This window comes from Roseibium sp. MMSF_3544, from assembly GCF_030732845.1.
GTDB lineage: Bacteria > Pseudomonadota > Alphaproteobacteria > Rhizobiales > Stappiaceae > Roseibium.
Map to the genome: position 1 here is coordinate 34,132 of NZ_JASHKA010000002.1, position 14,156 is coordinate 48,287.

A 14,156-nucleotide genomic window follows, 5' to 3' on the forward strand; every position below is an offset into this window, starting at 1 on the left:
ATCATGCGCGCGGCGAGGGTGCTCCGCAAGCGTTACGGCTGAGTGATCCCAAGAATTGGTACCTCTGGATGGAAGGCATGCACCACAAACGCGAAGGTGACATCGTGGACAAGTGGCGTGTCCCCGTTTGCGTCCATCCTCACTGCCTCGACAGAACCGATCGGCCGGCCGCGTTCCGTCTCCCTTTTGTCGAGTATGGATGCCTGCTCACCGGTCCAGCGAAGATGAACAGCGTCGGCAAAGGCAACGCTGCCTGACGTTCTGACGTGATCAAGTGTTGCCGCGTAGGTCTCGTCTTCATCCCGCACAACAACGACGCGCACCATTGGATTGATGTTGTCGGGCAGATCACCCTGGTAAAGCGGATAAGGGGCCGACCGGCTGTCATAGCCGACATAAGGATTGGAGCCGTAATCGCGCCGGGGTGAAGGAGGACGCGCCAGGACCTGCCCATCCGGGTGGTCTTTGCGAAACGTCTCGAACGCGGCGACCGTGGAGGGGATCATTTTCAGCTCGCGCCCCGCGTGGGTGCCGACGATCCCTTCTCCGGTGAACTGCTGCCACCACGTCTCGCTCTGGCGGTCGTACATCACCAGATCCGAATTCCTCAAGAGTCCGGTCGTTCCGAAGTCGAGAATGTCGCCGTCGAGACGTCGATCAAAGACAATGGAAGAGTTGCACAAGGGACAGTAGGTCACCGAAACCGGCCTGTTGCCGATCCGGTCATTGACGATCTCGTGCCAGATGAGAATTTGCAGCGGATAGGCTTTCACCTCGCCGTCCAGTTCCAGAACGATGACCGGTTCCGGGTCTTGAAGCCAGTCTACGCCGCTTGCCGATTGAAATGTCGGTTCGTCGATCGACGGAATGCCATCCTTGGGCGGACCGCCCGAAAAGATCGTCCCCAGATCAACGGTTGATATGGAAAAGTCCGTCGAAAACCCCGCGCGGCGCCATTTGTCAGGATCCGCCGTTGCGGTCGACACCGACGTGAATATCAGGACAAAGGCCAGGAAAACGCCTTTGATGGGGTCTGCAGACCGCATGACTGCCTCCGGAGCTGGGATCTCCGGAATGCTCTCAGAGCTCAGGCGCAATTGGGAATCACGGTTCTGCAAACCTCCGTGAAGGTTTGCCTAGGGTAGGGCCTCGTTTATGAGTCCGTACCCTAGTGCAGTCAGGCGGGTATGTGGCGCCGGATCCGCTCCGGCGTTCCGGGTGTGGTCGGTCGGCCATCGAGTTCTTCGGGATGAACCCACTCGGTTTCGACTGCATCGTCGCCTGCAACCGCTTCCCCGGACAGGAAAGTCCCGCAAAAGACGGTCAGAACGAAATGTGTGAGGACCTTGCCGGTGTCATCGCGCTGGATGGAATCGAAACTTTCGACCGGTTCGCCGATAAGGGCTTCGACGCCGGTCTCTTCCCGGAGTTCACGGGCGGCGGCCTCCGCCAGGGTTTCACCCAGTTCGACGAGACCGCCCGGCAGGCTCCAGTGATCCTTGAAAGGGTTCTTGCCGCGTTTGATCAGGAGCACGTGCCCGTCGCGATGACACAGGACACTGACGCCCACGCGCGGCGCATCTGGATAAAACCGGGACATAAGCGTTTCTCGAACTAGAAAAGCAAGAATATGGCTTAGGCGAACAGCGCGTCGATTTCCGCCTGGGCACCATCACCTTCATGCTGCGTGGCTTCCGGCTCAACATGGCCGTGAATGACAGCGCCTGCAAGGGCGATCAGCGGCTTGATCTCATGTGTTGCCCGATAGGCGATCTCCGGCGCGATCGATGCGGCGTCGCCGGTCTGGCGCAACTGGGCCTGGATTTGACCGACAAGTTCGTTGATGCCGGCGACATGGGCTTCCAGGTGTTCTCTCAAAAAGCCGGGGGCCGCGTAATAGGCCCTGATCGCCAGCTGTTTGTCCTTGAACGTTGAATTCTCGAAATGGCCCTCATAATCCAGCGGTTCCCATTCAAGAACATCTTCAGCGCAGTCGGGCATATCGGGAAGCATTTCAAGAAGCATCATGACTTCGTTGAAATGGTTGAGATAATCAGTGGCGAGACCGGTTTGCGGGTTGATGTTTGCCTGCTCCAGCCGTTCGGCGGCCAGATCTCCGGCGCCCAAAACTGGATCCAAACATTCCATACCTGCCCCCTGATTATTGACTTCGCGCTAGGGTCAGGACCCATTAATTTGGTTGAATTGGCGCAGCAAACGGCGATGAGCTGCAAGGAAAAGCGCGACTAGCGGGCTTCCTGCCCGGTTGAGCGGTTTGACGCCGCAGATCGAAGCCGTTTTTGCGTCCCTTCAGGATAGGGTGAATTTGCCCGGCAACGTCGTTGCAAATCTTTGGAAACCGGACGGTTTCCTGCAGCTTTGCGCCTCGTATCCGAACAAATTCATCCCTACCAATTCAGTCAAATTAATGGGTCCTGAGCCTAGGCTACTTCTTTTTTGTTTCCAATTGCCTAACTTGGAGGCAACTTGGGTGCGGCGAGACGTCGCCGGCGCATATCGAGCGCTGCGAATTGTGGAGAAATCAGATGTGCGGCCGACTTGCGCTGACAACCCCGCCGGATGCCGTAAGAGACTTCTTCGAGTATGCCGAAAAGCCGAATTTTCCGCCGCGTTACAACATCGCGCCGACCCAGCCAATCGCAACGGTCCGCTATGAATACGGCAAGCGCCGCTTTCATCTGGTGCGTTGGGGGCTTATCCCGTCCTGGGTCAAGGATCCGGCAAGTTTCACGCTTTTGATAAACGCAAGGGCGGAAACGGCAGCCGAAAAACCGTCCTTTCGCGCGGCCATGCGTCACCACCGGTGCCTGATACCGGCAACTGGCTTTTATGAATGGCGCCGCACGCAGCATGGCAAACAGCCCTTCTGGATCAAGCCGAGGGAAGGGGACATCATGGCCTTCGCCGGTCTGTGGGACACATGGTCCGATCCGGATGGCGGCGACATGGATTCGGGCGCGATCCTGACAATCCAGTCCAACCGCATGATGTCGGAGATCCATCACCGAATGCCGGTGATCCTGAAGCCTGATGCGTTCGAGACCTGGCTCGACACGGCCAATGTCGATGCGCGCGAAGCCAAGAAATTGCTCATGCCGGTCGAGGACGAATTTCTCGTAGCGACGCCGATATCCACGCGCGTGAACAAGGTCGTCAATGACGATGCTGATGTTCAAACGCCCGTCGATCTGGATGAAGCTGCAGAGCCGACGAAGAAGACCGGAGCGAAAGAAGCGTCCAAACCGGACGACAGCCAGCTCGACCTGTTTTAATGCTCGCCGTCACAATTACCGTGCAAAGGATCGCGCACCGGTGTAGTGGGAGAAAAAATCAGTCAGGCAGGCGGTATGAGCGAAACGGAAAACAGTTCATCGAACTTGGACGACATTGAGGAAGATGATGCGCTTGCCCAGGCTTATAACCGCGGACTTGCGCTGCAGAAGTCGGGCGATCTGAAAGGCGCTGAGCAGGCGTTTCGGCAAGTGCTCGCTTTGGACCCGGAAGACACCGGCGGCGCTAGCGTGCGTCTTGCAGCCATCGGTGCCGACGCGGCACCGGAAAAAATGCCGGATGCTTATGTTGCCACGCTCTTCGATCAGCATGCAGACGTTTTCGACGAAATCCTGGTCGATGAACTCGGCTATTGCGTACCGCTGCTTTTGCGGGACCTGATCCAGCGCCTCGGAGCGGGGCCGTTCGAAAGGTTGCTTGATCTCGGGTGCGGGACGGGGCTGACAGGGATGGCGCTTTCGGATTGCACGTCCCATCGGACCGGTGTCGACTTGTCGGAAAAGATCGTTGAATTGGCCTTCGACAGAGAGGTCTATGACGATCTCTATGTCGGCGAGGCGGTGGAATTTCTGGCTGATTTCGAGGAAGAAGGCGGCGCGCGCCCGCACTGGGATCTGATAGCAGCAACCGATGTCTTCCCGTACCTGGGAGCCGTCGAACCCTTTCTAGAAAACTCGGCCGGACGTCTGACGCCCGGAGGCTTTCTCGCCTTCTCAACCGAAACACTCCCCGACGAGGTCTTGAACGGTCGCTCCTACATGGTGGGACCCAAGAACCGGTTCGCGCAGGCGGAGGGATATATCCGTACGTCGCTCGAGGCGGCCGGCTTCGAGTGCCTCGCCATGGAGCCGATAACCGTCCGGCTTGAAGAAGGTGATCCGGTACCCGGGCACCTTGTCATTGCCCGGTTGCGTTAGGGTACGGACTCATAAATGAAGTCAATTTGGTTTGGATCGTTTTGACCAGCGGCAAGGAGCGAAAGCGCAGGAAATGTGGTTCATTTTCAAGCCTTTCGCGACGAAGCAGATGGCCAAAACGGCCAAATCCGAAGGACGGCAAAATGGCTTCACCTCGCAGCGTCAACGCGCTTGACCGGGCATAAAGCCCGCTCTTCACACGCTTCCTTGCGTGATTTCGCCATTTATGCCGCCAAATCGGCTTCATTTATGGGTCCGCACCCTAGGGCTCCGATCCTAGTTCTTGAAGTAGAACTCCTTGCGCAGCGCCGAATTGTGCCACGGTGACTGCGTGCCCCGTGTGGCTGCATAAACGTCCGCCTTGACCCGTTTCATCATGATCTCGATTTCAAGGCCGGGGGTTTCAATGTGGCTGAGAAGCGCGGTGGTGAAGGGACTGTTGTCCTCGTCGCCGTCAAGAGCAACTTCGCCCGGAGCGGTTGCGAAGCCGATGAGAATGTTGCCGCCGCCAGCCTGCGGCGCTGCCAGACCACGCTCGACCTGCGAACTTCGGCTGACACCCAGACTGCGTGAAAAGCGGCGGGACAACGGGTTGTCACGGCACGCATCGAGCAGTGCGATCGACAGGCGGCCGGGCGCATTCATGTAATCCAGCAGCGTTCCGAGTTCGATGGTTTCAAAGTCCACCGCCGTTTGGTCTTCGAGCTTCGCGTCGATCGGAATGAGATAATTTCGGCCACCAAGCTGCATCGCATGACCGGCATAAAAGAACAGGGCCACATCCGCATCCTGGATCGTTCGCACATATGTTCTGACCGTCCCTTCCATGGCGACCTTGCTCTGGTCGAGACCCAGGATGACGGTGAATCCCAGGCGTTTGAGCGATTCCATCAGATCGGTTGCGTCGTTTTTCGGGTTGGGAAGAAACGGAGCATGTTCATAGGCCGAGTTGCCGATGATAAGCGCAACGCGTTTTCCTTCCGGGAGTGTCCCGAGGTCCGGCAAGTTCGAATTCGGCTCGGTAACGCCGTTCTGATTTGGCAGGCCTGCCTGCTGCTCCGGTTCCGGGCCGATTGTTGGAACGGAAGGCGTTTCGGCCTGCTTCGGCGGTGCTGCGTCAAGGTATCGGCCATAGGCCCAGCCACGCATGCCGTTTGACAGTTCAACCTCAAACCAGGCGCCCTGCTGTGCGAGCATGGTGACCTCGGTGCCTTCCAGCATTCGTGCGATTTCAGAATGCGAAGCACCTGCACCGGCTCTGAGCGACAGGAAGTCGTCGCCCGTGCGGGCGAGATCCCCAACGATGCCGCGCCGTGGTGGCGTGATCGAGCGTTTGGCGACAGTCGGCGGCGTGACGGGAGAGGGCGCAACGGTTGGCGGCGTTGGTTGGGGGGCAAACCCCGGCGTGGAGGCGACGTACTTTCCATAGGCCCAGCCGGATCGCCCGTCTGCCATCGCGACGTTCAGCCAGGAGCCGCTTCTTCCGAGGATCGTCAGGGGTGTGTTCATACCCATGCGGGCGATTTCCCGGTATCGGGTGCTTGGTCCGGTGCGCAAGGACAGGAAATTGTCCCCTCGAGGGTCCAGACCGGTCACATAGCCCTGCTGCGATGTTGGCGGTGAGACCGTGCCGCCACCGGAGCCCGCGTTGAGACGCGTAGACGCAAAAAGCGCCTGGGAGGCCCCGCCGGTGATGCCTGTTGCCGACCAGACAGCAAACTGAAACCGTTGGCCGTTGTGAAAGTAGCTGTCGCCGGGTATGAGGCCGCTCGCCAGGAGACTGGATTTGTAGCGATTGCCGGCTGGCTGGGTCATCCAGCCCAGTGTGATTGCGAACCAGCCGTTGTTCGATTGAAAGACCGTCGTCTGGGGAAAGCGGTTGGAATAGCTGCGGGCTACGTTGATGGCATCCGGTGCAGTGGGACGGCTTGCAACAACGAGCCAGCCACCATTGCCGCCCGGCATGACGGCGGCTTCGGCTTGCCGAACGCTCGCCGGACTGAACCAGAAAAGCACCGTCAGAACGATGGCAATTGCCTGCAGAACCCTTGCAGCACGAAATCCAAGCTGATTCACCTTATCGCCTCCCAACCACCGAAACAGATCGCATGGGATCGGCTCATTCACCGATGTGTTTGGAGCGATTATGGCACGGCTCCCGCCGTATTACACGGCGGGAAGTTGGTCGTGGAGGACGGGTCGGAACAACACTGGGTTATCGACCCGAAATCGGCTTCAGCAGTTCCGCAACAGTCGGCGCGTCACAAAACGGCCGGCTGCATTTTCAGATAGGGCTCACCATTCGATGTCTGTTTCACCGCAATGCCGTCCGCTCGAATGACACAGGTCACCCGGCTCCGGTAGGCGGAAAAACTGTCGAACGTGACCACATCAACGGCCTGGTCGAACTGCACTGTGACCTGGTAGCGGTCTTTCGCACCAAGCTTGGTGAGGGCAACAATTTCGCCTTCGAATGCCTGCTGCATATAGCTGCCGGAAACCCGGTCGCCGACCGCAAACGGGAGGCGGTTGGGTCGTAACGCTGTCGCACTTGCAGTGTTCCAGTCCCGGAAGCCGTGTTGGGCAGAAACAAGCTCTAGCGCCTGGCCGTGCGAAAGTGTCTGACCTTTCGCATTGAGCGCTTTTTTCAGGCGTTTCGCCTGGGATTTCAGTTCATCGACGCTTGGAAGTGTCATGGTTTTACCTTTTCAAGAAAAGGCAGGACAAAAGGTTTGCACCTTTCAATGGGGCCCGCATTGCCATCAGCCTGCGCAATCTTGCAAAAGGCGGCATTGGCGAAAACCGTTTCGCCAGAAGGAATTCACCATGGACACTGCCGCGGGCGGCTGGCTCCTTCAAACCGGCGCTTCTCATAAGCGGCAAGACCTGTTCTGTCAATGAAAGAAAAAAGAAGCCGCTCAGGCGGCTTCAGGTATGGGAGGGAAACTTATCGTTTGCAAGTCAGGTGTGGACCAGGCGTTTGAGGAGTTCGACCTCCTGGGCAAGCACGTTGTCCGTGGTCACCATGGCCTCGATTTTCCGGACCGCATGCAGCACCGTTGTGTGGTCACGGTTGCCGAAGCGGCGACCGATCTCGGGCAGCGATCGCCCGGTCATGACCTTTGCGATATACATCGCGATCTGCCGCGGGCGCACCAGGGTCCGTGCCCGGCAGGACGACAGCAGGTCCGCCTTCGTCACACTGAAATGCTTGCAGACGATCTGCTGGATTTCCTCCACCTTGATGGAGCGCGGCTCGCCGATCCTGACGAGGTCGTGCAGGGTTTTCTCGGCAAGATCCATCGTGACCGGCTGCTTGGTCAGCTGGTTGTGAGCGAACAGACGGTTCAGAGCCCCTTCCAGGTCCCGGGCAGACGAGATGACGTACCGCGCAATGTAGTCGGCAACTTCGTCGGGCACAGTGAAAGCCGGATGGGTCTGCCGGGCTGACGCGATCCGCTTTCGCAGGATGTCTTGGCGCAGCGCGTAATCTGTCGCCTGGATGCCGACGACTTCGCCCGTCTGGATCCGTTGCATGACTTTTGCGCTGAGGGTTCCAAGCTCTTCGGGAACCCGGTCTGCAGCCATGATGATCTGCGACGGCGCCTCCATCAGCATTTCCAGCGTCTTTCCGAACTCCTCGTGGGCCTGCTTTCCGTGCAGGAACTGGAGATCGTCCACCAGAAGCAGGTCGATGGATTTCATTGCCTGCCGTAACACGGGAAATGCCGGCGTGCGCAGGGCCGGAACAAGGTGATACATGAAGAATTCAGCCGAAAGATAGGCGATCTGCCGGCCGGTCCTGCGCGCTTCCATCGCCGCAGCCTGAAGCAGATGAGTCTTGCCGATGCCGGTCGGCGAATGAAGAAAGAGCATCTCCAGGGTGCCCTCATGCCCGGCAGCCATCTGACGCACTGCAGCACAGGCCAGACTGTTTGACGCCCCCTCAGCGAATGTGTCGAAAGTCAGTTTCGGGTTGAGAGCAGCACCGCTCAAAAATTCCTTCGCCGCCTCTTCGCCGGTATCGGCAAGGCAGGGTATGGAGGAGGCGTTAGAAGCGCCGGCACCGAATTGCGCCGTGTCGCCAAAGGCAGCCGAGCGGCTGCTGATCCGCCGCGCGGTGATGGCTTTGGGTGGCTGGGTGACGTTGAGCGGGCGCGGGCGAAGGGCACCGCGAACGGTGAGCTCGATACGATTGATATCGTCGATTTCGCGCTTCCAGAGCCCGACCAGTTTCTGTTCGTAATTGTTCTGGATCCAGTTTTTCAGGAAACGTGTAGGCACCGATAGCCGAACTGAATCGCCAACGGTTTCCTCGTGTTTCACTCTTCCAAACCAGTTTGAAAAGACGTCCTCACCGAGCTCGTTCTTCAGTTCATTCTTCACACGATCCCAGTGATCCGAACTTGCTAAGTTCTGAACCTGCATTGTGGCCTCCATACGAGAGAACGTTGGGGGGCGTTCTCCCTCGTGCACTGTCTAATGAGCAGCAAGTTCCGCCTTCGCCGCTCAATTGCTTATGTCCGGTCTTGTGACCGGATGGCTTATTTGACGCCTATGCCACATGATTAACCTTTTACTTACCATGTTTACAAATAGCTTATTCTTATGAAGCCATAGACGTTTCGTATCGTAAGTTTTGTAGATGATGAGGTGTTCAGATGTATAAGTTACATGGCAAGATCTGTGCCCCACCGATTTCAGGACATGCCGCAAGTCCTGAATGAGATGTTCCTCCGTTGCTGTTTCCTCAATGCCTGTTGGCATGCAAGCAAATTTAATAAAAATTTAACTTCTGAGTACATTTTCTGCAAGTTTTCAAAAGGCGGTTGCGTTTTCTGTAAGTTTCCCCGAGGAATTGCTTGGTTTTATTTTGAAAAGGAAGTCATTTTTGACAAGGTTCGCCGAAGAGCAGGAAAAGCCTTTGATCCCGATAATCGGGTTTTTTGTTGGTAGCGACACACTGAATCGTCTTGTTTGCCGGCGTGCTTGACAATTCCTGGCTGTATCTCAAATCCAGTGCGGCGCGCACATCTCGGCCCATTCGTGGCTGCGTGTTTGTGTAAACTCAAGCGATTTCAGGAGGCTGAAAAGCCCAGCCGACAAAGCTGGGCCGTTATGTCACCAGCGCCGCTCTCTCCGAACTTCTCCCGGGAGTTGAATGTGCTCGGCGCGTTGTGGGTTTTGAAAATTCAGCCCTGTGGCAACAGGAATTTCGCGTATTAAGGGAAGTCACGGCACTGTTTCATGCGTTGTGCTTTCGAACTGAAGACTTGAACAGTATTTGTGATGAAAAAGCAGTTTGGCGCTTCCGTCAGCTGAAATGGATTGCGACATTCAGGCAGGCACTGGGTCTGAAAGCCTGATCTGAACGTGCAAACCGGTTCGTGATTGTTAAATCTTCCGCTAAAAGCGGAGACTCACCGCTTCGTTGAAACAGTCGGGACCGGTAGCCGGCACCGCAAACGGGATTTTCTCAGGCATGCTCAGCCGACGATCTTTCAGCGCCATGGCCGCTTTGGCCTGTTTGACTTCACCGAGTGTGCTCAACGCGCGATCAAAAGCCCGCGTTCTTGTTGTCGGCGCGGGGGCAGCGGGTCTAACCGCGGCCTACCATCTCGCCAATGCCGGTGCCGATGTCCGCATTCTTGAGGCTTCAAGCCGTTGGGGAGGGCGTTTGAAGCGCGTCGACGGGTTTTCGGAGGTGCCTCTCGATCTTGGTGCGGAGTGGCTTCACGACGATCCGACCATGCTGGGCCAGATCATTGGTCGCGGTGACACGGATCTTGATGTTGAGACGATTGACTACCGGCCGCAAACCTACAGGTTTTGGCATGAGGGCGAACTACACAGCCTGAACGCCTTGAGGCACGCATATGGGGAGGTGAAGTTCTACGACACCACGTGGTACGGCTTTTTCGAGCGATTCATTTTGCCCACCGTTCGCAACCTGATTGAATTCAATGCACCCGTTTCGAAAATTGCAAGCATTGGCGACGGCATCTCGGCCCATCTGGAAAGTGGCGCCATTCTTAACGCCGACAAGATCCTGATCACGGTGCCACTGTCCGTCTTGCAGCAGGACCGAATTGTGTTCTCTGCCGACCTTGCCGAGCCGCGGCTGCGCCACTTGAAGGACATTCGCTTCGGTCAAGGGTTCAAGATATTCATGAAGTTTACCGAGCGGTTCTACCCGGACATTTTGATGTTCGGGTCCAGATGGAAAGTGCTGCAAGACAGCTGGGATGAAAAGATCTACTACGACGCGGCATTGGGCAAACCCACAAGGGACAATATCCTCGGCCTGTTCACCGTCTCCGAAGCATCTCTCCCGCGCGCCGTGCTCGACGATCGTGCCCTGTTGCAAAGCGTGATGACGGAGCTGACCGAAATCTTCGGGGATGTCGTAGACCGTACCTTCGTCAAGGCAGAAGTGCAGAACTGGAGCCGCGACCCGCATATCCTGGGTAGCTATTCCATGTCGAACAATAGCGACATGGACATTGGCGACATCCTCGCGCCGTTGTCCGGGCGCGTATATTTTGCCGGAGAAGCGCTTGGTGGTGACGCGCAGTCGACGGTTCACGGCGCCGCGTTTTCCGCGATCGATGCCGTTGAGAGTTTGATTGGCGACTGAGCGTCGTCGGCGCTGAGTTCCTAAAGGACTCTGCCCGGATTGAGCAGGCCCTTGGGGTCAAGGGCAACCTTGATGCGCTGCATCAGGTCCATCTCGATGTCCGACTTCACATCTTTCAGGAGCGTGCGCTTGAGCCGGCCAATTCCGTGCTCTGCAGAAATGCTGCCGCCAAAATCCGCGACGATACCGTGAACGATGGCGTTCATCTCATCCCACTTTGCAAGATAGGCATCCTTGTCGGCTACGACCGGCTGACTGACGTTGAAGTGGATGTTGCCGTCACCGATATGACCGAACGGAACAGGTCTGCAGCCGGGTACAAAGTCTTGGACTGCCGCCATGGCCACATCGAGAAACTCCGGGATTGCGGCAACGGGAACGGAAACATCATGTTTGATGGAGCCGCCCTCCGGTTTCTGGACTTCAGACATACCGTGACGCAGATGCCAGAAGTCGTGAACCTGCGACAGGTTCTGGGCGAAGGCGGCATCCTCGATGAGCCCGTCCTCAAATGCCTGCCCCAGAATGGTTTCCATGAGATCCCTGATTGGGAATGCTTCGGAACCGCTGGAGAGCTCCATGAGAATGTACCACGGGTGAACCCCCTCCAGCGGATCGCGGGCCCCTTCCAGATGCTTCAGACAGAATTCCAGCCCGACGCGGGGCATGATTTCAAATCCGGTCAGGACTGGCCCGGCTTGTGCCTTCGCCATTGTAAAGAGCTTCAGTGCATCCTGCGGAGTGGGTAGTCCGATGAAGGCGGCCTCGAGTTTTTTGGGCTTTGGAAACAGCTTGAGCGATGCGGCGGTAATTATCCCCAGGGTGCCCTCAGCGCCGATAAATAATTGTTTCAAATCATAACCGGTATTGTCCTTACGAAGCGTTCTAAGACCGTTCCAGATTTCACCGCTTGGCAGCACCACTTCCAGTCCGAGGACGAGGTCGCGGGTGTTGCCATAGGCAAGAACAGCGGTGCCGCCGGCGTTGGTCGAGATGTTGCCGCCAATTTGGCAGGAGCCCTGTGCACCGAGGGAAAGAGGAAACAACCGGTCGACTTTGTCGGCTTCGTTCTGAAGCGTTTCCAGAATGACGCCAGCCTCCACAGTGATGGTGAATCCGGCCGGATCAACTGATCTGACCGTGTTGAGCCGTGACAGCGACAGGACGATTTCATCCCCGGTTTCCTGCGGAATCTGGCCGCCGACGAGGCCTGTGTTACCACCCTGCGGTACGATCTTGAGGCCTTGTTTATAGGCATAGGCCATGACCGTCGAAACCTCCTCCGTGCTGCCAGGACGCAGCACCATCGGCGTCACGCCCTGGTAGAGATCGCGCCATTCTGTCAGGAACGGTGCCTGCTCGTCGGGGTTGGTCAATACATTGGCTGCACCGATCATTTCAGCAAAGCGGTCGGTGTGTGCAGTGCGCTCCATGAGCGAGTGTCCTCGTGAAGATTATCAGGGTAGGCGGGCGTCAACATAGTGTGTGTTTGCGCGACCGTCGACGGCGTATTCCGTCGCTGCGACTCTTGAAGGAACTAACCCCTTGTGCCATAGGAAGCCAGCCCGCTCGGGTGGTAATGGAATCCTTTTCGGAGATAACGATGGCGGAAACGCGCGGACTGATGAATGGCAAACGCGGCCTGATCATGGGCGTGGCAAACAACAAATCTATTGCCTGGGGTATTGCCAAAGCGCTGGCCGACGCGGGAGCCGATCTGGCTCTGACTTATCAGGGCGACGCATTGAAGAAACGGGTTGAGCCGCTTGCTGAGCAATTGGGAGCAATCGTGGTCGGGCACTGCGATGTGACCGAAGGCGAGACGATCGATGCCGTGTTCAAGGAACTGGAAGACAAGTGGGGCAAGATCGATTTTGTCGTGCACGCCGTGGCGTTTTCCGACAAGGCGGAGCTCACCGGACGGTTTGTCGATACATCGTCGGACAATTTCGCCCGCACCATGGATATCTCCTGCTATTCCCTTACAGCTGTCACCCAACGCGCCGAGAAGCTGATGGCCGATGGCGGGTCGATCCTGACATTGACCTACTACGGCGCTGAAAAGGTCATGCCGCACTACAATGTCATGGGTGTTGCTAAGGCGGCGCTTGAAACAAGCGTCAAGTATCTGGCCATGGACCTTGGACCGCAGAACATCCGTGTCAACGCGATCTCGGCGGGACCGATCAAGACCCTGGCGGCATCGGGTATCGGCGACTTCCGCTATATCCTGAAGTGGAATGAGTACAACTCGCCGCTTCGGCGTACGGTAACGATCGAGGAAGTTGGCGACAGCGCCCTGTTTCTTCTGTCCGACCTCGGGCGCGGCGTGACCGGTGAAATCCAGCACGTTGACTGCGGATACAACATCGTCGGCATGAAGGCGGTGGATGCCCCGGACATCTCGGTCGTCAAGGACTGACCAAACAAGGTGGCCGGTTCTGACCGGCCATTTCTTTTCCGGCACGGTCGTGGCGCCGGCCTACCTTCTGGAAGCAAGATATGACTACGCCTCAGACTGCCGGCGCATCGAAGCGGCTGGCGAAAATGCATGACCCGGAGCTTTTGATTTTCGTCCGGCACGGTCAGACCGACTGGAATGCCGAAGGCCGCATGCAAGGTCACCGCGATATACCGCTCAATGAAACCGGCCGGGCGCAGGCCACTTCGAACGGTGAACGGCTTGAGGCATTTCTCGCCAAAGACGGGCTCAATGCGGAAGACTTCGACTATGTTTCCTCTCCGCTGGGGCGCACGCGCGTCACAATGGAGCTTTTGCGCGCAGGCATGGGGCTGAGGGCAGACAATTACCGCTTGGATGATCGCCTACTGGAACTGACTTTCGGCGCATGGGAAGGCTTCACGTTTGAAGATCTTGCCGACGAGGAACAGGATCTGATCCTGCAGCGGCGCGCTGACAAATGGCGCTTCGTTCCGCCGGGCGGCGAAAGCTACGAAATGCTGACCGAACGTGTTCGCGACTGGCTCGGGACAGTCGACAAGCCAACCGTCGTCGTTTCGCATGGCGGCGTTTTTCGCGTGTTGCGCGGTTTGCTTGAAGGTTTGGAAACCGCTCACGTGCCGAAACTGGATGTGCCGCAGGACAAGGTTTTTGTCTGGCACGGCAGCCGGTTCAGAGCAATCTGAATTAGGGTCCTGACCCTAAACCGCACAGGTGCTGCCCGCCGCTTTGGTGGACTGTGAACCTGTAGATTGATTGATCGCATTGCGACCAGTTGCATCGCAACGCACTCTGACCCCACACTTTACACAATTAAGTGACTGTTTTT

Annotated in this window: 12 protein-coding genes; 5 read left to right on the top strand and 7 right to left on the bottom strand. The window is 57.3% G+C overall.

Annotation, left to right across the window (positions count from 1 at the left end; translation table 11 throughout):
* Nucleotides 1-32: 32 nt before the first annotated feature.
* The 3 genes from RBB47_RS02895 to RBB47_RS02905 all read right to left on the bottom strand — a co-directional run bounded on the left by RBB47_RS02895 (nt 33) and on the right by RBB47_RS02905 (nt 2,148).
* On the bottom strand, nt 33-1,046 hold the full coding sequence (locus tag RBB47_RS02895) for a DUF3179 domain-containing protein (protein ID WP_305984236.1): 1,014 nt from the start codon (nt 1,044-1,046) through the stop codon (nt 33-35).
* Between the two features lie 131 nt (nt 1,047-1,177).
* A complete protein-coding gene (locus RBB47_RS02900) occupies nt 1,178-1,600 on the bottom strand; it encodes an NUDIX hydrolase (RefSeq protein WP_305984237.1) in 423 nt (140 codons plus the stop codon).
* A 35-nt stretch (nt 1,601-1,635) separates the two neighbouring features.
* On the bottom strand, nt 1,636-2,148 hold the full coding sequence (locus RBB47_RS02905; RefSeq protein ID WP_305984238.1) for a hypothetical protein: 513 nt from the start codon (nt 2,146-2,148) through the stop codon (nt 1,636-1,638).
* Nucleotides 2,149-2,546: 398 nt separating this feature from the next.
* Between RBB47_RS02905 and RBB47_RS02910 the strand changes: the two genes are divergently transcribed.
* Both RBB47_RS02910 and RBB47_RS02915 read left to right on the top strand, forming a co-directional pair.
* On the top strand, nt 2,547-3,293 hold the full coding sequence (locus RBB47_RS02910; RefSeq protein WP_305984239.1) for an SOS response-associated peptidase: 747 nt from the start codon (nt 2,547-2,549) through the stop codon (nt 3,291-3,293).
* Between the two features lie 75 nt (nt 3,294-3,368).
* Nucleotides 3,369-4,229 (top strand): class I SAM-dependent methyltransferase, encoded by an 861-nt coding sequence (locus tag RBB47_RS02915; RefSeq protein WP_305984240.1) that lies wholly within the window; start codon nt 3,369-3,371, stop codon nt 4,227-4,229.
* Nucleotides 4,230-4,505: 276 nt separating this feature from the next.
* Here RBB47_RS02915 and RBB47_RS02920 read toward each other — a convergent pair whose 3' ends face one another.
* The 3 genes from RBB47_RS02920 to dnaA all read right to left on the bottom strand — a co-directional run bounded on the left by RBB47_RS02920 (nt 4,506) and on the right by dnaA (nt 8,657).
* Nucleotides 4,506-6,305: a caspase family protein gene (locus RBB47_RS02920; RefSeq protein ID WP_305984241.1), complete on the bottom strand. Its 1,800-nt coding sequence runs from the start codon at nt 6,303-6,305 to the stop codon at nt 4,506-4,508.
* 185 nt (nt 6,306-6,490) lie between these two features.
* Nucleotides 6,491-6,925, bottom strand: coding sequence for a glyoxalase superfamily protein (locus tag RBB47_RS02925; RefSeq protein WP_305984242.1), 435 nt, complete (start codon nt 6,923-6,925; stop codon nt 6,491-6,493).
* 265 nt (nt 6,926-7,190) lie between these two features.
* Nucleotides 7,191-8,657 carry a chromosomal replication initiator protein DnaA gene (gene dnaA, locus RBB47_RS02930; protein ID WP_305984243.1) on the bottom strand — a complete coding sequence of 489 codons (1,467 nt, stop codon included), beginning with the start codon at nt 8,655-8,657 and terminating at the stop codon, nt 7,191-7,193.
* A gap of 1,054 nt (nt 8,658-9,711) precedes the next feature.
* Here dnaA and RBB47_RS02935 point away from each other — a divergent pair.
* Nucleotides 9,712-10,866, top strand: coding sequence for an FAD-dependent oxidoreductase (locus tag RBB47_RS02935; RefSeq protein WP_305984244.1), 1,155 nt, complete (start codon nt 9,712-9,714; stop codon nt 10,864-10,866).
* 20 nt (nt 10,867-10,886) lie between these two features.
* On the opposite strand, the gene RBB47_RS02940 is transcribed toward RBB47_RS02935, so the two are convergent.
* Complete coding sequence (locus tag RBB47_RS02940) at nt 10,887-12,299, bottom strand: FAD-binding oxidoreductase (RefSeq protein WP_305984245.1); 1,413 nt, start codon at nt 12,297-12,299, stop codon at nt 10,887-10,889.
* 170 nt (nt 12,300-12,469) lie between these two features.
* On the opposite strand from RBB47_RS02940, the gene fabI reads away from it, so the two are divergent.
* Together fabI and RBB47_RS02950 are read left to right on the top strand one after the other, a co-directional pair.
* Nucleotides 12,470-13,288 (top strand): enoyl-ACP reductase FabI, encoded by an 819-nt coding sequence (fabI, locus tag RBB47_RS02945; protein WP_305984246.1) that lies wholly within the window; start codon nt 12,470-12,472, stop codon nt 13,286-13,288.
* An 80-nt stretch (nt 13,289-13,368) separates the two neighbouring features.
* Nucleotides 13,369-14,013: a histidine phosphatase family protein gene (locus RBB47_RS02950; protein ID WP_305984247.1), complete on the top strand. Its 645-nt coding sequence runs from the start codon at nt 13,369-13,371 to the stop codon at nt 14,011-14,013.
* Nucleotides 14,014-14,156: the final 143 nt, after the last annotated feature.

Excerpts from the sequence above, each read along its gene's own strand:
- RBB47_RS02895 (WP_305984236.1), bottom strand. The coding sequence starts at position 1,046 with ATGCGGTCTGCAGACCCCATCAAAGGCGTTTTCCTGGCCTTTGTCCTG.
- RBB47_RS02900 (WP_305984237.1), bottom strand. The coding sequence starts at position 1,600 with ATGTCCCGGTTTTATCCAGATGCGCCGCGCGTGGGCGTCAGTGTCCTG.
- RBB47_RS02905 (WP_305984238.1), bottom strand. The coding sequence starts at position 2,148 with ATGGAATGTTTGGATCCAGTTTTGGGCGCCGGAGATCTGGCCGCCGAA.
- RBB47_RS02910 (WP_305984239.1), top strand. The coding sequence starts at position 2,547 with ATGTGCGGCCGACTTGCGCTGACAACCCCGCCGGATGCCGTAAGAGAC.
- RBB47_RS02915 (WP_305984240.1), top strand. The coding sequence starts at position 3,369 with ATGAGCGAAACGGAAAACAGTTCATCGAACTTGGACGACATTGAGGAA.
- RBB47_RS02925 (WP_305984242.1), bottom strand. The coding sequence starts at position 6,925 with ATGACACTTCCAAGCGTCGATGAACTGAAATCCCAGGCGAAACGCCTG.
- dnaA (WP_305984243.1), bottom strand. The coding sequence starts at position 8,657 with ATGCAGGTTCAGAACTTAGCAAGTTCGGATCACTGGGATCGTGTGAAG.
- RBB47_RS02935 (WP_305984244.1), top strand. The coding sequence starts at position 9,712 with ATGCTCAGCCGACGATCTTTCAGCGCCATGGCCGCTTTGGCCTGTTTG.
- RBB47_RS02940 (WP_305984245.1), bottom strand. The coding sequence starts at position 12,299 with ATGGAGCGCACTGCACACACCGACCGCTTTGCTGAAATGATCGGTGCA.
- fabI (WP_305984246.1), top strand. The coding sequence starts at position 12,470 with ATGGCGGAAACGCGCGGACTGATGAATGGCAAACGCGGCCTGATCATG.
- RBB47_RS02950 (WP_305984247.1), top strand. The coding sequence starts at position 13,369 with ATGACTACGCCTCAGACTGCCGGCGCATCGAAGCGGCTGGCGAAAATG.